Source organism: Natrinema limicola JCM 13563 (genome assembly GCF_000337475.1).
Classification (GTDB): Archaea; Halobacteriota; Halobacteria; order Halobacteriales; family Natrialbaceae; genus Natrinema; species Natrinema limicola.
On record NZ_AOIT01000017.1, the window covers coordinates 58,174 to 75,535 of the forward strand.

General features: G+C 64.6%; 11 protein-coding genes and 1 pseudogene. 5 read left to right on the forward strand and 7 right to left on the reverse strand.

Annotated elements, in window-relative coordinates; translation table 11 throughout:
* Nucleotides 1-320: 320 nt before the first annotated feature.
* The 5 genes and pseudogenes from C476_RS03690 to C476_RS03705 all read right to left on the reverse strand — a co-directional run bounded on the left by C476_RS03690 (nt 321) and on the right by C476_RS03705 (nt 6,875).
* Nucleotides 321-1,340, reverse strand: a complete 1,020-nt coding sequence (locus C476_RS03690; RefSeq protein ID WP_008009990.1) for a carboxypeptidase regulatory-like domain-containing protein — start codon at nt 1,338-1,340, stop codon at nt 321-323.
* Between the two features lie 527 nt (nt 1,341-1,867).
* Nucleotides 1,868-2,026, reverse strand: a pseudogene (locus tag C476_RS19745) (hypothetical protein); the annotation flags it as partial.
* Complete coding sequence (locus C476_RS03695) at nt 1,998-2,843, reverse strand: alpha/beta fold hydrolase (protein ID WP_008009992.1); 846 nt, start codon at nt 2,841-2,843, stop codon at nt 1,998-2,000. The pseudogene C476_RS19745 and the gene C476_RS03695, both read right to left, overlap by 29 nt.
* A 178-nt stretch (nt 2,844-3,021) precedes the next feature.
* A complete protein-coding gene (locus tag C476_RS03700) occupies nt 3,022-4,599 on the reverse strand; it encodes a uracil-xanthine permease family protein (RefSeq protein ID WP_008009994.1) in 1,578 nt (525 codons plus the stop codon).
* A gap of 80 nt (nt 4,600-4,679) precedes the next feature.
* Nucleotides 4,680-6,875, reverse strand: a complete 2,196-nt coding sequence (locus tag C476_RS03705; protein ID WP_008009995.1) for a VWA domain-containing protein — start codon at nt 6,873-6,875, stop codon at nt 4,680-4,682.
* Between the two features lie 34 nt (nt 6,876-6,909).
* On the opposite strand from C476_RS03705, the gene cobN reads away from it, so the two are divergent.
* Genes cobN through C476_RS03720 form a run of 3 tightly spaced genes read left to right on the forward strand, consistent with a single transcriptional unit; the run spans nt 6,910 to nt 12,378 of the window.
* The gene (cobN, locus tag C476_RS03710; RefSeq protein WP_008009996.1) at nt 6,910-10,800 is read left to right on the forward strand and encodes a cobaltochelatase subunit CobN; all 3,891 of its coding nucleotides are present in this window, start codon (nt 6,910-6,912) and stop codon (nt 10,798-10,800) included.
* A complete protein-coding gene (locus C476_RS03715; RefSeq protein WP_008009997.1) occupies nt 10,793-11,542 on the forward strand; it encodes a precorrin-8X methylmutase in 750 nt (249 codons plus the stop codon). The genes cobN and C476_RS03715 overlap by 8 nt, the downstream gene beginning before the upstream one ends.
* Nucleotides 11,539-12,378 carry a cobalt-precorrin-7 (C(5))-methyltransferase gene (locus C476_RS03720; protein WP_008009998.1) on the forward strand — a complete coding sequence of 280 codons (840 nt, stop codon included), beginning with the start codon at nt 11,539-11,541 and terminating at the stop codon, nt 12,376-12,378. Before C476_RS03715 ends, C476_RS03720 begins: the two co-directional genes overlap by 4 nt.
* A gap of 313 nt (nt 12,379-12,691) precedes the next feature.
* Here C476_RS03720 and C476_RS03725 read toward each other — a convergent pair whose 3' ends face one another.
* Nucleotides 12,692-13,114 (reverse strand): SRPBCC family protein, encoded by a 423-nt coding sequence (locus C476_RS03725; RefSeq protein ID WP_008009999.1) that lies wholly within the window; start codon nt 13,112-13,114, stop codon nt 12,692-12,694.
* Between the two features lie 195 nt (nt 13,115-13,309).
* Here C476_RS03725 and C476_RS03730 point away from each other — a divergent pair, with 195 nt between their 5' ends.
* Both C476_RS03730 and C476_RS03735 read left to right on the forward strand, forming a co-directional pair.
* A complete protein-coding gene (locus tag C476_RS03730; protein WP_008010000.1) occupies nt 13,310-15,151 on the forward strand; it encodes a formate/nitrite transporter family protein in 1,842 nt (613 codons plus the stop codon).
* A 289-nt stretch (nt 15,152-15,440) separates the two neighbouring features.
* Nucleotides 15,441-16,415, forward strand: a complete 975-nt coding sequence (locus C476_RS03735) for an aldo/keto reductase (RefSeq protein ID WP_008010001.1) — start codon at nt 15,441-15,443, stop codon at nt 16,413-16,415.
* A gap of 30 nt (nt 16,416-16,445) precedes the next feature.
* Here C476_RS03735 and C476_RS03740 read toward each other — a convergent pair whose 3' ends face one another.
* A complete protein-coding gene (locus tag C476_RS03740; protein WP_008010002.1) occupies nt 16,446-17,342 on the reverse strand; it encodes a universal stress protein in 897 nt (298 codons plus the stop codon).
* Nucleotides 17,343-17,362 lie beyond the last annotated feature (20 nt).

The window sequence follows — 17,362 nt, forward strand, 5'->3', positions numbered from 1 at the left end:
ACGTGGCGGCGTCCATGACGGATACAGGTACCGAGCCACGGCTTTCGGGTTCTGCTACCGGTCGGGATGGAATCGACGTCAGTCCACCGGTTCTACATCCGATGTGCAGTCCGTTCGCGACACGACTGTTCTGTGCGCTCGAGCGGGTGGAAAGTGCCGGCGCGAACGGCGGGTGGTGGGAAAGAGCGGATGAAAATCAGAAGAAGAGAGTGGATAGCGTCGAGCCCATCTCGATGGTCAATGAGGACGCCAGCATGCAAACGGAATCGCTCTTCTCGGCACGGACAGCCGCTGAATACCGCGGCTGGCAGCGACAGGAGTTAGTTGTCTGCCGGCGTGAGCGCCAGCGTGATCGCCTCGTCCGCACCGTCGATCGTGACGGTCGTCTCCGCGGACGTGTATCCGTCAGCCTTCGCGGTGACCATGTATGTCCCGTCGCCGCGTTCGAACGTTGCCTTGCCATCGTCGCCGACCGGTTTCTCCTCGCTCGAGCCCAAGATGACGGTGTCTTCCGCGACGTCGACGGTTGCGTTCTCGATCGCGGTGCCGTTCGCGTCTTCGACGGTCACCGCAAGCGTATGCGTCCTATTGCTATCGTCGGTGTCGTCGCCGGCTTGGGTCTGTTGCTCGAGCGTCAACGTGATCGTCTTGTCTGTACCATCGACCGGGACGGTCGTTTCCGCGGGGTTGTATCCGTCCGCGTTCGCAGTAACTGCGTACTCACCGTCCTCGAGCATGAATTCCGCCTCGCCGGTCCCGTCGACCGATTTCGAGACGTTCGAGCCGGATCCGAGTTCGACGGTGACGGTGGCGTTGTCGATCGGAGCTCCAGCCTGCGATTCGATGACCGCCGTTAGCACGTGCGATTCGTCCGTATTGGTCTCATCGCCGCCGTTCTCGGTGTCTGTATTGTCGGATCCATCCGTTTGGGAGTCCGTGTTATCAGACCCGTCGGTTTGGGAGTCTGTGTCGTCAGATCCATCACCCTGGGTATCTGTGCTGTCGTCCGTGTTGTCAGTTCCGCCGGTCTGAGTGTCTGTGCTGTCGGTTCCGTCCGTTTCTTTCGTTTCGTTACTCGTCCCGCCGGCCCCGTCGGTGTCGGTCCCACCGCTATCGCCTATCGAGTCGCTGTCGGCCGTATCACCACCGCTGTTGGTCGGCTGTCGGGCATCGTCGATTCTGTCGCTGACCGAGCCGACAGCACTGCTGACGGACGCACCGCTCGCGGCGAGTACCAGGCCAGCCAGCAGGAACACGATGCCACAGACGGTCAGCAGGATCTGGACGCTACGCTGAATCGATCGGGTCTCCGTTCGGCTGTGTTGGGCATTGCGGCGCATTATGGATAATTTCGGACTTGAGAGACAGTATCAGTACGTTACACACCCATCGGCTCGCCGACCGACGGAACCGTCGGTGGGACCCGGTCAGTGGACAACCAGTCGGTCGTCTCCACACTCCCGGTCTCGGTCACTGTCGAAATCGAGACGCCATCCGGACGATACCGATCTGACCGGCCGCTCGAGGAGCGCTGTTGGCTATGCCGTGCGTCAGACACAGGTCTGCGAGACTTCATTAGGCGACGATTCTACTGTTTGGCGCTTCACTATAGGGTCCATAAATCCGTTTCATACGGTCTGCTGTACCGAGTTTCCGGTAGACTTGCAGAACGGGTCACGGGCGTCCCAAACTGAGTTACAGAAGTCCGTCTCATTCGTGGGCCACGAGCTTGTAGCCGCCGTCGGTATCGATCCCCGCGCCGGAGGGGGCTTCGCCATCTTCGTGGGTTCGGCCCGCGTTCGGCATGGTAGTGGTAGATCGCCCCCTCGATCACACGCGGCGTACTCGAGACGATGCCCTCGTCGTCGACCGTCCAGACGATTTCGCCGGTGCGTTTCTCGAGCGCGTAGAACGTGTCGCCTCGCGAGCTGACCAGAACGCGGTCGCTACAGACAGTGGGACAGCCACCGAGCCAGTCGTCCGTTTCGACCGACCAGTCAGTTGTTACTATAGAGCGATGCCGCAGTAACGCTCTCGAGGAAGTCGGCCGTCACCCGATTGAACGCACGCGGTCGATCCAGATTGACCAGATGTCCCGAATCGGACAGCTCCAGGCGCGTGCCGTCGGCGACTGCCGTGGCGATCTGTGCGCCCTGTCGCTTGACGAGCGGGACTTCCTGTTCGCCGTGGACGACGAGCGTCGGCGTCTCGAGGCCGGTCAACGCGGGTGGATCGTACTGGTAGAGTGCCTCGAAGATCTTGCGATACTCCGCCGACGGGATGTCACTGGCGCTGTCGATCGCCTCGGCTCTGATCTCGGGATCGACCGACAGCCACCGCTGGCCGGTCGTCGCCTGAATCGACGTAAGCATCGACTGGAAGGTCCCTGCCGAGCCCGTCATCGATAGCGACGTCGTCAGCGCCGGCAGCGGCGACCACAACGATTTCATCGCCGTCGGGACCTCTATCGGCGGCATCGACCGTACTGCCCCGCCCAAGATCGCGGCCGAAGCGCTGTCTGGATGGCGATCTAAAAACTCCTGGACGACCATCGACCCGAGCGAGAGCCCACAGAGGATCGGCCGCTCGAGGTCGAGACGCGAGAGCAGCGCCTCGAGATCGTCGGTAAAGAGCTCGATCGAGTACTGCTCGGCGTCGGTCGCGCCGGTGTTGCCATGCCCGCGAACGTCGAGCGTGATAGTCCGGTACTCGTCGGCGAAGTGTTCGACCTGTGGCTGCCAGGCCGTTCCGTCCATCCACCCGCCGTGGACGAACACCAGCGGCTGGCCGTCACCGGTCGTCTCATAGTGGATCGTCCCGTCGTCGAGCTCGAGTGCTGCCATACAGTGGTTGATGGCTGCTCGCTCTTAGAACACCGGGTTGCGGTAGCACGGACTGAAAACCGGGCTACGCAAGTATGTTTATACGACCGATCCCCGCTTATACTGTCGGACAACAGTCAGTGAACGCTCGATCGTGTCTCGAGTTCGATCGATGTGTGAGCCGTGTTGTCCGGCAGTATTAGTCATCGGCTTCGGTCCGAATCCAGCGGTCCCAGACCGAGTCGAATTCGGAGTCGTCTTCGGAGATGCGATCCCACGCCGCGAGACCGCGCTCCTCGCGGGAGCCAGGAACAGTGTTGTCGAGGACCAGTGCCGCGAGTCCGCCGATAGCCATCCCGGTCGATCCGATGATGTATATCGTGTCGATGACGGCCTGTGCCGCGGCTTCGATCGCGGTTGCGGCGGCCGTGTTCGCCAAGCCGGTCGCACCGACCATGGCCTCGAGGCCGAGGGCCTCGCGGAACGCGATCGGACTCTCGAAGTTGCCCATGTACGCCGGGATCGCCAGCCCGACGAAGAGGGCGAAGCCGATAATGAAGGTGTTTCTCGAGGAGTCGAGATCGACGTGACGTAGGTTCGAGATCCCGACGGCGACGATCTGGCCGAACATGGCGATAAAGAGCCCGCCGACGATCGGATCGGGGATCGTCGCGATCAATTGTCCGAAGTAGCCGATGAAGCCGACGAACAGCATGACGACGGCTCCGATCTGGACGACGTACCGAGAGGCGACGCCGGTCAGGCCGATCGCGCCGATGTTCTCGGAGTAGGAGGTCGAGCCAGCGGTCCCCATCATACCTGAGAAAATGTTCATCAGCCCTTCCATTCCGATGCCGTGGTTGATCCGCTTCTCGCTTGGCGCGCCCGCCCCCGAGATGTTCGCCACCGCGTAGTAGTCGCCGATGCTCTCGACGATCGATGCCAACACGCCGGCGAACATCCCGATGACGAACGCGGTCGTGATCTGTGGGGTCCCCCACTGGAAGGGATAGATCGGCAGCAGCGGCCGGGTGGCCGCGACCGCGCCAAGATCGACGTAGCCCGGGTGCCCGTCACCGATCACACCTCCCACCGAGAGGGACGCCGCGGCGACCCAGGCGATGACCAGCGCGAGAATCACCGGATAGAGCCGGAACGCTTTGTGCTTGACATCGAGGTACTGCGAGAACAGCAGGATAAGTCCGAGGGTCAGTCCGAGCAAGAGCCAACTCTGTTCGTCCGTCGTGATCTGGGAGGCATTGAACAGCGAGAGCCCGATCAGCGCGATCGTCGGCGCGATGACCACCGGCGAGAGGAACCGGCGGAGTTTCCCGACCAGTCCGAAGTACCCCATCGCGACCTCGACGATCGCAGCGACGATGATCGCCCCCTGTAACTGCAACAGCGCAGCCTCCCAGCTTGGCTGGCCCGAAACACCGCCGGCGGTGACGACGCCGACGATAGCCAGCGCCGGTGCGAGCATCGAGAACGGCGCGCCCTGCACGATCGGATACCGGTTGCCGAACGTCGTCTGGGCGAGCGTCGCGATTCCAGAGACGACGAAGAAGGTCCCGATGAACCGCGCGGTAACTTCGGGATGCTCCGCCATTCCCATCGCGTTGGCCAGAATCAGCGGCACGGCGATGTTCGCACCAACCATCGTCAGATAGTGCTGGACCCCGAGCACCATCGATTCACCCAGCGGTGGCTGGTCGTCGATTCCGTATTCGATCGCATCACCGACGGACTCGTCGGCGGCTTGCTCATCCCCCGTCATCAATTTCCGTCGGATAACAGCCGAGGGAGTTCAAAGGGGTGTTGATCCGTCCGCCTTTCGTTTCGGGCAGTTGTCCTGTCTTATGAGCGCTGGCTCTCGTCGGCCGCTCGTTCGGCGGCAGCCCGAACCCGGTCGACCGACAGCCTCGAGAGATCGACTACTTCCCCCTCGGTCTCGCTCGCGACGAGGTCCGAGAGCCCGGCACGGGAGTCGTCGCCGGCGTCGACGACGACCACCCGCGTATCGTCAGCCGCGAGCGCACGGGCTGCCTTGCGAGTCGCCGCTGTCGGGCTCCCGTCGGCGACGTTCGCCCGGCCGTCAGTGACGAGAACCACGACCGCAGCGTCGGTGTCGGCCCGCTCGAGGACTTGTCTCGAGGTCTCCAGACCCGCCGGCAGGGGCGTTCGATCGCCCGAGGGGAGGTCCTTGAGGTGGCGGGCAGCCAGCGAGACGCTGTCGGTCGGTGGGAGCAGGACGTCGGCGCCCTCGCCGGCGAAGGCGACGAACGCGACCTGATCGCGGTGTTCGTAGCTGTCACGCAGGAGCTCGAGGACGACGCCCTTGGCGGTCCGCATCGCCGGGCGCATCGAGGCGCTGGCGTCGACGGCGAAGACGATGGTCACCGATGTCTCGCCGGCTCGAACCGACTGTCGAAGGTCCTGTTTTTCGACGCGTGACTCCCCGCGGGCCGCTGCCGACCGGACCGACGCCGCCGCATCGATCGATCCCTCGCCCGAGGCGGGCTCGGTGCGGACGCGCGCACCACGGTTGTCCGTGCTCGGTGCCGTACTCGCCCGTGATCCCGTTGCAGTCGGGCCCTCGCTGCCCTCGACGGTCGACGCCTCGAGGTCCGGTGCTGCCGCCTCGCCGATCTCGGCGCGTTGCTGGCCGGGGACGAGCGGCTGGGCGGTTTCGTCCTCGCCGTCCCCGTCGTCGGACGAGTCGTCTGATTCGGACTCGGAATCGCGCTCGCTCGAGTCGTCCGAACTCCCGTCGCCGGTGTCCGCAGGCGATTGGTTTGCCGGGGCCGGTTGTTCGCCGTTCTCCGGTTGCCGTTCAGGGCCGTCGTCGCTATCCTTGCCATCGCTGCCATCGCTCGCGTCGTCGCCGTCGCTGCCGTCGCCTGAACCCTCGCTATCGCCGCCCTCGTCTCCATCCCCCGGTTCGGGTTCCGGATCGGCCTCGTCGCCGTCGTCCGCGTCACCCTCATCGTCGTCGTCTTCTCCGTCGGTGTCGTCGGGTGAGTCCTCGTCGAACCGGTCCTCGAGTAGCTCGTCAAGGTCCGGTTCGTCTTCGAAGGGGGTGCTCCGGAGCCGGTGGGGGAGCGTGTACGTCGCGGCCTCGTGGACGTCCGACTCGATGACCGTCTCGCGACCCTCGAGTGCGGCCAGCGTCATGGCGGTGCGGGCCGTCGCGACGTCGCCGCGGTGGCCGTCGACGCCAGCTGCGAGACAGAGGTCGGCGATTTCGGCTTTGAACTCGGCGGGAAGGTCGACGTTCGAGAGCCGCTCGCGAGCCGCGGCCAACTCCTCGCGCAAGGTGTCGACCTCGTCGGCGTACGCCGTTGCGGGGTCTGGATCACTCTCGGCATCGAGTGCTCGGTCGATGATCTCGACGCGGTCGTCGATCTCGCGACAGCCCTCGACGGTGGCTTGGAGCGCGAAGCGATCCCGTAGCTGGGGCCGGAGGTCGCCCTCTTCGGGGTTCATCGTCCCGATCAGGGTGAAGTCAGCCGGATGGGAGACGCTAATCCCGTCGCGTTCGACGGTGTTGACGCCGCTTGCGGCCGCATCGAGAATGACGTCGACGAGGTGGTCGTCCAGCAGGTTGACCTCGTCGACGTAGAGGATGCCGCGGTTGGCGCGGGCAAGCAGGCCGGGATCGAAGTCGGCCTCGCCGGCCAGCGCATCTTCGACCGAGAGGGTGCCGACGACCCGGTCCCGTGTTGCACCTAACGGCAGAGTCACGAGCGGCACGGGCCGCGTCTCGACCGGGAGGTCTGCGGGGTCGCGTTCGCGGCAGTCGTCACACTGCTGGCTCGAGTCGTCGGGCGAACAGCCATATGGACAGTCGGCGACGGCCCGCTGCTCGGGCAGGAGATCGACGAGCGCCCGTACCGCGGTGGATTTTGCGGTTCCTTTTTCCCCGGTTATCAGGGCCCCGTCGAGACCGTCGTTGGCCGCGACGGCGAGCAACACCCGTTTCAGCTCCTCCTGTCCGACGATCGCCGGAAAGGGGAGTGACGATAGCTTTTTGCCCCCGGCGTTTGCAACCATACTTGCGCTAATACAACAGAGGTTTAAAAGTACGATGACACGGATCGGGATCTATACTGCGACGGAAAACGAACTCGGCTCGATCGGCCAGGCCGCCGAGCGCCTCGAGGGGATCGAGCTGGTCGTCCGCTCTGAGAGCGACCTCGACGAGGAAGCCGACGTCGAGGAGTTCGTCGAGGAATTGCGCGACGCCGCGGCAGCGATCTTCTGGCTGCACGGGGCCGAAGACAGCATGCCGGGGTACGACTACGCGACGGGCGCGCTTGAGGACGCGGGCGTCCCGCTGATCGTCAAGGCGACCGGTGACGCCTACGCCGTCGAGGACACGACGGTCGCTACTGAACACCGCGAGCTGGCCTACGACTACCTCGAGAAGGGCGGCACGATCAACGTCGCGAACCTGTGTCGGTTCCTCGCCGCCGAGTACGAGGGTCGGGATATCGACTACGACGAGCCCGCCGAACTCCCGACGGAGGGCGTCTACCACCCCGATCATCCGGGGATCGAGTACGAGGAGCTGCTCGCGACCCACGACCCGGACAAGCCGACGGTCGCGGTCTGGTTCTACGAGTCCCACTGGACCCACGAGAACACCCGCTATGTCGACGCGCAGGTCCGCGCGCTCGAGGAACAGGGAGCCAACGCCTTGCCGATCTTCTGCAACCCTGCAACGGACACGGACGAACAGGAAGACGCCGAGTGGGTGACCGACAACTGGCTGCTAGACGATGCGGGTCAGCCGGTCGTCGACGCCGTGCTCTCCTCCTTTATGTTCTCGCTGTCGATGGACGAGCGCGGCCGCAGTGCCGATGACGAAGGCAGTTCTGCGGAGGACGTCTTCCTCGACCGACTCGGTGTCCCAGTTCTGCAGACGGTCACCACGATGCGTTCCCGGTCGCGCTACGAATCCAGCGACACGGGCGTGATGGGCTTCGAACTTGCCCTCTCGGTCGCGCTGCCGGAGTTCGACGGGAACGTGATTACGCACCCGATTTCTGGCAAGGAGCGCACCGACGACGAGGCCGGTATCGGCTCCGCGCCGAAACACCACTTCCCGATCGAGGATCGGATCGACCACGCGACGCGGCTTGCGGTCAACTGGGCCAAACTGCGCCACACACCAAACGAGAACAAGCAGGTCGCCGTTGTCCTGCACAACTACCCGCCGAGCGACGACGGGATCGGGACCGCGTTCGGCCTCGACTCGCCGGAGTCGACCGTGAATCTGCTCGAGGAACTCGAGGCTCGCGGCTACGATTTAGGCGACGACATGCCCGAGGACGGGCAGACGCTCGTTGAAAAACTGACCGCACAGCTCACGCTCGAGGATCGCTGGGTCGCGCCGGAAGACGTCCGGGACCTCTCGGTCGACGTGGTCTCGCCGGACACCTACGCGGACTGGTTCAGCAACGCTGACGAGCGCTTCCAGGAGAACGTTATCGAGGAGTGGGGCGAGGTCCCCGACCGCCCGTTCGCGATTCCGGGCGTCGAGTTCGGCAACGTGCTCGTCACCGTCCAGCCCCCGCGCGGGTTCGGGATGGACCCCTCGAAGGTCTACCACGATTCGGACCTGCAGCCGCCACACGATTACTACGCCTTCTACGGCTGGCTCCGGAACACGTTCGAGGCCGACGGCGTCGTGCATCTCGGAACCCACGGCAGCCTCGAGTGGCTCCCCGGCAAAACGGTCGGCCTGAACGGCGCGAGCGCGCCGGACCAGCTGATCGACGACATCCCGAACGTCTACCCCTACATCGTGAACAATCCCGGCGAGGGGACGCAGGCCAAACGGCGCTCCTACGCCGCCATCGTCGACTACCTCACGCCGGTCATGCGATCGGCAGGCACCTACGACGAACTCTCGGAACTCGAGGAACTCGCCAACCAGTACCGCGAGGCAGGAATGGAAGACGCCCGCGCCGACGACGGTGAGCACCTCGAGACGCTGATCCGGGAGAAAGTCGAGGAGCTCGACCTTGCGGTCGAATTAGGTATTACGGGCACGATCGACGAGAAGGCCGATGTCCGCGGACCCGACGAAGCCGGCTCGACGCTCGCAGAAGGCGAGGTCGAGGGTGACGATCTCGCGATCGACGAACTCGTCGAACGCGTCCACGAGTACCTCACCGACGTCAAGACGACCCAGATCCGGCTGGGGCTGCACACGATGTCCGAGCCACCGGAAGGTGAGCGCCTTGTGGAGTATCTCGTCGCACTCACGCGTCTCGAGAATCCCGGCTCGCCGAGCCTGCGCGAGAGCGTGGCCGGCACGCTCGGTGTCGACTACGAGAAAATGCTCGACTCGCCCGGCGAGTACGACGAGGCCCTCGGCATGACCTACGCCGAGGCCGCCGACATTGTCTACGAAACGAGCGTCGACCTGCTCGAGACGCTGGCCGACCACGACTTCGACGTCCCCGTGTCCGAACTCGAGGGCGGCCCGGACGACGAAGTCAACATCAATCTCATGATCGTCGACCTCGAGACGATCGGCGACGCGAAGGCCAAACCGGGTGCCCACGACGATCTGCGCGAAGTGCTGGCGTACGTCTGCGAGGAGGCTCAGCCGCGCGTGCAGGGTGCCGAAGACGAGATTCCCCGCACCGCGGATGCCCTCTCAGGCGAGTACGTGCCGCCGGGCGGCTCGGGCGCACCCACCCGCGGCGGCGTCGACCTGCTGCCCACGGCCCGGAATTTCTACACGCTCGACCCGCGCAAGGTGCCAGCGAAGGCCGCCTGGCAGGTCGGGAAGGAAGTGGCGGAGGGGGTCCTCGAGCGTCACCACGACGAAAACGGCGAGTACCCCGAGGAGATCGGCGTCGTGGCATGGGGGACTCCCACCGTGCGCACGCGTGGCGAGACGATCGCCCAGGTGCTCGCGATGATGGGCGTCGAACCGCAGTGGACCGACGCCGGTCGCATCGACGACGTCGAGCCGATCCCGCTCGAGGACCTCGACCGGCCCCGAATCGACGTGACGACGCGCGTCTCCGGGCTGTTCCGCGACGCGTTCCCCGCGGCGGCGGGCGTCATCCACGACGCCGTGGACGCGGTCATCGACCTCGACGAGCCCCACGAGATGAACTACGTGAAGAAACACGTCGAGGAAGAGCAAGCCGAACTCGAAGACGAGGAAGGCCTCGACGAGAAGGAGGCCCGAAAAGCGGCGAAACACCGCGTCTTCACGACCACGCCCGGCGGCTACGGTGCCGGAACGAACAAGGCCGTCGACGAGGGCAACTGGGACGACCGCAGCGACCTCGCTTCCGTCTACGTCCAGTGGGGCGGCTACGCCATGGGCTCTCGCGGCCGCGTCTCGGACGCTCACGACGCCTTCGAGCGCCGACTCTCGAACGTCGACGCGACGGTCAAACTCGAGGACACGATGGAACAGGACGAGTTCGACTCCTCGGACTGGTACGCCTTCCACGGCGGCTTCATTTCCGCCGTCTCCGAAATCTCGGGCGAGGAACCGGCTTCCTACGTCGGGGACTCCTCCGACCCGGACAACGTCGACGTCTACACGAACGAGGAGAAGGTCCGCAAGGCCATGCGCTCGCGCGTGCTCAACCCTGATTGGCTCGAGTCCATGGAGGAACACGGCTACAAGGGCGCGGGCGACCTCTCGACGACGGTCGACGTGACGCTTGGCTGGGACGCCACCACCGGTGTCGTCTCGGACACCCTCTGGGAGGAGGTCGCCGAGAAGTTCGCCTTCGACGAGGACCGCCAAGAGTGGATGCGCGACGTGAACCCGTGGGCGCTCGAGTCGATCACGGACACCTTGCTCGAGGCGATCGAGCGCGACCTCTGGGACGCCGACGACGAGACGATCGATCGACTGCGCGATCTCAATCTCGAGGTCGAAGGCGATCTCGAGGCACAGACGACCAACGAAGCCGTGGGGGTGGCAAACGATGACTGACGGCCAACAAGAATTCGAGAAGGAGTACGCGGATCTGGGCGCAACGACGCAGAACGCGATGGACATCGCGGAGACGAGCATGGACATCGTTCGGCAGTTCGTGCCGGACGAGACGCTGGCCGACCGAATTCGACAGAAGTCGGTCCACTCGATGGGCGATATCGAGTTCCAGCATCTGATCGAGTTCACCGGGGGCGACGACCTCGGCGACGACGAAGACGCGCCAGTCCGTGCCGGTGCGCAGGCAGTGCTCGAGGAGGCGACCATCGTCACCGACATCACGATGTCGAAAGCCGGGATCACCGGCCGCGGCCACAACTGCGAGAAGCGCAAGGCGATCGGTAACGGGGCCGAACTCGCGAAGGAGACGGGAATGACTCGAACCGCGGCCTCGGTGCTCGAACTCGACAAACAGGGCGTCTACGACGGCGCGATCGCGACGATCGGTAACGCGCCGACGGCCGCGTTCGCGCTGGCCGACTGCATCGAAAACGGCACTCGACCGGCCGCCATCGTCGCGACGCCGGTCGGCTTCGTCAAGGCAGAAGAGAGCCGCCAGCGCATCCGCGAGGTCAGCGAAGAATACGACGTGCCGGCGATCACGAACGTCGGCCGCCGCGGCGGCAGCGGCCTCGCCGCCGCGCTGACGAACGAACTGATCCACGTCGCCAAAGACGTGCGAACGGACGACCTCGAGTTGAACCTGACGGCTGCCCAACGGGTATCGCAGGAGGACGAATGAGCGACGAATACGACCTCGATGCGGGGCCGGACCCGGCGACGTTCGCGGCCGCGACGGCAGAGCCGGACATCGACGAGGAGACCGACGACCCGGTCTACGCCGTCGGCGTCGGCCCGGGGAATCAGGAGTATCTCACCCCACGGGGCGAACGCGCGATCCGCGAGGCCGACGTCGTCGTCGGCTTCACGACGGTTGTAGAGTTCGTCGAAGACCTGACCGACGCCGACCTGCTAACCTGTGGCTATAAAGACGAAGCCGAAGCGCTCGAGGAATTCGGCGAGCGCGTCGCTGCCGGCGAATCGGGTACTGCGGTCGCGATGGGCGATCCCAACCACTCGGGGTATCAGTTCGTCGGGAAGGTACAGGACGCTGTAGAACAAGCTTCTACAAGCCCTGACTCGCAAGCTCGTCAGGATGCAGTCGAGCGCGAAGCGTCCGAGATTCCGGTGCGCGTAATTCCAGGGATTTCGGCGATCCAGATGGCCGCCAGCCGCGCCCGGACCCCGATGGAGGACACCGAGTTCGTCACGCTGCACAAAAGCGGCGACCTCGAGTCCGACATGGATCGCCTCGTCGCTGCCGTCACGGACGACGAGCGCCATCTGCTCACGTTGCCCCGGCCCTACGACCGAATGCCTGGCGACATCGCTGCTACCTTACTCGAGGCGGGTGCCGATCCCGACCTCGAGGCGCTGGTGCTCGAGAAGCTGACGCACGACGCGGAGGAGATCCATCGGTTCACGCTGGGGGAGCTCTCGGAACACGCCGGCGGGAACGGACCAGACGACACGCCGTTTTCCGATCTGGTCGTGCTCGCGGTTCGACAGCCGGTGTAATCGTCGCTGTCGTGGGCAGCTCGCGCCACCACCTTCTCCACGGTGGTCGACGAGTGAACGGGACGGATGGCCCACGGCGACCGCAGCGCGAACTCACGTGACGGAGTTGCCACCGATCAGATCGGTGTACCGGAGGTGTTTTATGATGAGACGAGAGAGGTGCAGGTAGACGGCACGGTTAGACAGTTACCTTTCAGCGCCCGTGGTTTCCACGTGCGTTCACCTGCTGACCTACCCCGTCTTTCCAACAACTCACGAGCGGTTGCTATTGCGATCGTTACGAGATACTGTGACACCAGTCAGAGACGCGTGCCTATTGCACAGCCACGTCCTTGTCCTCGAGCAACGCCTCGAGGTTCTCCAAGGCTCGGAGGCTGACCGGCGTGTATCCCGCCTGATGGAGCGGGAGTTCGAACGCGACCCGGCAGCGCTCGTCACTGAGTTCGTCGACGCGGTGGCCGGCGGCCGGAATCCCGGTGACGCGCCAGGTCCATCGTCGCTCCGTACAGCCGGTAATCTCGAAGGGGACCCAGACGCCGGGCAGCCTGACCCGACCGGTCGTTCCCGTTTGGATTCGCCGGTCTGTCGACTCGACGCCGTGAACGATCGGCGACCAGTCTGGCCACGTCGTCGTGTCGATGAGGGCGTCCCACGCGTCCGCTGCGGGGACGGATAGAACGTGCGAGACCTCGAGCCGTCGGCCGTCCGGCGTTCGCGTGGTCCGAACTCGAGTCATAGCCTATTCTACGCGGCCCTGACGTATGTGGGTTGCTGCGAGCGCAGGGCGTTCGATAGCCGCCTCGAGCCGGAGCGATCGTCGCCTCGACGATCCGTTCGGTGTCGATCGACCGGCCGATAACGTTAACAATCGATGATGTGTCACGACGCTAGATGCTAAACGCTTAGTTCCTCTAGAGGCGCGTAACTGACAATGAGTAATCCTGGCCCGCCCGATCAGACGCGACCCGACCGCGATCCCCCCGAACAGGAACAGGTCCGTGAGGCAGTCGAGCGCTCACGGAGCGGCGCACCGGCGGTCGGTGCAGTCGTCCGCGATCGTTTCTCGTCCGACGAAATCTTCCAGCGGATCGTCGCCGCGGCCGACGAGGAGGTCACCTCCGGGAGCCGCGAACTGTTCTTCAGCGGTCTCGCCGCCGGCTTCTCGATCACGATCACGTTTCTGCTCTATGCGTCGCTGACGGCGTCGACCGACGGCCATCCGATCCTGAGCAAACTCCTGTACCCGCTTGGCTTCATCTACATCATTATCGGCGGCTACCAGCTCTACACCGAGAACACGGTACCGCCCGTCGCGCTGACCCTGGAACGACTGGCCAGCATCCCCGCCCTGTTGCGCCACTGGACGATCGTTCTCGCGGGCAACTTCACGGGCGGTGCCCTCGGTGCAGTCGCGCTGTCGTGGGGTGGGGTCTTCGACGAGCCAGCGGCCACCGCAGCGATGGAACTCGCTGAAAAGGGCGTCGCAACGCCGTGGTGGTCGCTGTTCTCCAAGGCGGCGTTTGCGGGCCTGATCGTCGCCGGCGTCGTTTGGATCGTCTACGCCTCACAGGACACCATCTCGCGGCTCGTCGTCGTTTATATGGCTTTCCTCGCGATCCCGCTCGGAAACCTGTTTCACGTCGTCGTCTCCTTTACCGAGATGGTCTACATCGTCCTGGCCGGTGAACTCGCCCTCGTCGTCGGCGTGACCGAGTTCGTCCTCCCGGTCTTGCTCGGCAACACCATCGGCGGCATCGTGCTGGTCACCGTCGTCAACTACTTCCAGACCAGCGAACGCCGTCTCGAGTCGGCCCGCTTCGAGGGCTCCGACCGCCAACTCTCGATCCGGGAGTGGCTGTTCGGGAACTACGTGGGCCGGTCGTACGTGCCGCTGATCGACACCGCCGAAACCCACGGGACCGGCAACGGTGACTATCGCGTGCTCGTCCCGATCTCGAATCCGCGGACCGAGTCGACGATCGTCGACCTCGCCTGTACCCTGGCCAGTGGCCACGAGAACGCGACCGTTCACGCCGTCCACATCGTCCAGATGCCGGGTCGCGCCTCGATGCGCTACGGAGCTGGACAGACCGACCGGATCGTCTCCGAGTCCGAACAGCGGATGGAAACCGTCCGGCAGCGAGCGCGATCCTACGACGTCGACTACGAGACGTCGACCGTCGTCTCCCACCGCTCGTTCGAGGACGTCCTCCACACCGCGGAACGCGAACGCGCCGACCTCGTGGTCCTCGGCTGGGGAGACGACCGACCGTGGGGCGAGGGGCGTGCCGAAGGCCGGATGGACGAACTGACCAGCAACCTCCCCTGTGACTTCCTCATCCTCAAGGATCGGGACCTGGACACCTCGCGTATCCTCCTCCCGACCGCTGGCGGGCCGGATTCGGATCTGAGCGCCGAGGTCGCGCGGACGCTTCGCGACCACGCCGACGCGGAGATCACGATCCAGCACGTCGTCGCTAGCCCGGACGACCGCGAGCGCGGCGAACAGTTCCTCACCGAGTGGGCCACAGAACGCGACCTCGAGGACGCCGACCTCGTCGTCGACGATTCCGGCGATGTCGAGCGGGCGATCTGTCGACAGGCCGAGGATCACTCGCTTATTCTCATCGGCGCGACCGAGGAGGGTGTGATCTCGCGGCTGATGACCGACTCGCTGCACATGGATGTCGTCAACGAGGTCGACAGTTCGGTGTTGCTCGCCGAGCGGCCGAGCGAGCGCACCGTGCTCCAGCGACTGTTCGGCCACTGGTAATCTCGAGGACGCGTCTCGGCACCCTTTTCGAGTCCCAAAAAACGGACACGGCATTCGGACGTTGGTGACCGATCTCCCGATGCCGTCCGATCAGTTGCGGCTGAACACGTTCTTGATACGCGAGACGATATCGCTGTCGTCGGTGCGTTTCGTCTCTCGCTCGTCGTGTTCGTCCGCCATAGGCACGCGAGCGTACAATTCCGTCCTACTAAAAAATGACGGCGGGTAGATACCTGCCGTCGATTGCCACACCACGTACTGTTTTTTCGGCCGTCCGCGTACGACCGGTATGGAGTATACGACCCTCGGCTCGACCGGCATGGAAGTCAGCCGTCTCTGCCTTGGCTGTATGAGCTTCGGCTCGAGCGACTGGCGCGAGTGGGTCCTCGAGGACGAAAAGAGCAAGGAAATCATCGACCGGGCGATCGACCTGGGGATCAACTTCTTCGACACCGCGAACATGTACTCGAAGGGAGAATCCGAGCGGATCCTGGGCGAGGCCCTCGAGGGCTACCGCGAGGAGTCGGTCGTCGCCACCAAGGGCTACTTCCAGATGCGCGAGGACGATCCGAACTCGGGTGGCCTCTCCCGAAAGGCGATCGAACAGGAACTCGCGGCCAGCCGCGAGCGACTGGGGATGGAGACGATCGACCTCTACCAGATTCACCGCTGGGACGACGAGACACCGATCGAGACGACGCTGCGCGCACTCGACGACGCCGTTCGCCGCGGTCACGTCCGCTACATCGGTGCGTCCTCGATGTGGGCCCACCAGTTCGCCGAGGCGCTACACACGAGCGACCGGCTCGGCCTCGAGCGGTTCGTCACGATGCAGAACCACTACAACCTCGTTTATCGCGAAGAAGAACGCGAGATGCTGCCGCTCTGTGGGAAAGAAGACGTCGGCGTCATCCCGTGGTCGCCGCTGGCCCGTGGCTACCTCACGCGGCCCCACGAGGAGATCGACGCGACGACCCGCGGCGAGACCGAGGAACATCTGTACGACCACCCCTATCGCGACGGCGGTGGGCCGGAGATCAACGAGCGAGTCACCGAACTGGCCGCCGAGAAAGGCGTGACGATGGCTCAGCTCGCTCTCGCATGGTTGCTCCACAAAGACTGGGTCGACGCCCCCATCGTCGGGACGACCAGCGTCGAACACTTAGAGCAGGCCGTCGAAGCCCTCGAGATCGACCTGTCGGCGTCGGACATGGCGTATCTCGAAGAGCCCTACGAGCCGGTGCCGGTGTCCGGTCACAGCTAACTCGATTGGGGGCTGAGTCCGGGAGTGTCCCTAGTTGTCGCCCTCTTCGGACGGGGTGACCGCGAGAATTGGAGTCGACGCGTGTCTGAGCAGCCGCTCGGTCGTACTCCCGAGTAACAGCCGATCGATGCCGCTTCGACCGTGGGTCCCCATCACGACCAGGTCGATCTCGTGGTCGTCGATGTATTCGAGCAGTTCGCGTTCGGGCTGTCCCTCGAGAACGGTAGATGTGGCCGCCAGCCCGTCCTCTCGAGCCCGCGCTGCGATCTCGTCCGTCGCGTTCTGGCGCTCGGTCTCGAGTTGTTTCAGCACCTCTGTCGGTGGCGTGAGCGTGGGACTGGCCGCCATGTCACCGGTGTCGAGGACAGTGACGGCGTGGACGCGCGCATCCGCCGCGCGTGCGAGTTCGAGGCCGTGGTCGACTGCGGCCCCTGCAGCGTCGCTGCCATCGGTCGGCACGAGGATCTCGTCGTAGCCGTCAGCCGGTTCTGTTCGCTCGTTCGCTCGAACGGTCAGGACGGGAATCTCCGCGCGACGAACGACGTGTTCAGTGACGCTGCCGGCCACGAAGCGGCTCACACCGCTTCGGCCGTGGGTCCCCATCACGATCAGTTCGGCATCGATATCAGTCGCGTACGCGAGGATCTTCTTTTTCGGCTCGCCCCGGAGAACCGCCGTCTGAACCGCACTCGAGCCATCGGCCATCGTCTCGACCGTCTCGACGGCGTGTTCGGCACCGTCCTCGAGTTGGCTCATGAACTCTCGACGGACGCTGCCGGAACTGAGCAGGCCACTCGCGGCGTTCGTGTCGACGACGCTGATCGCATGAACCGTGGCGTCGAACCAGTCTGCAAGTGTCAGGGCTTGCTCGGCCGCTCGAGCGGCGTGGTCGCTCCCATCAGTCGGAACGAGGATTGTATCGTACATGGAACGAACGTACTCACGGT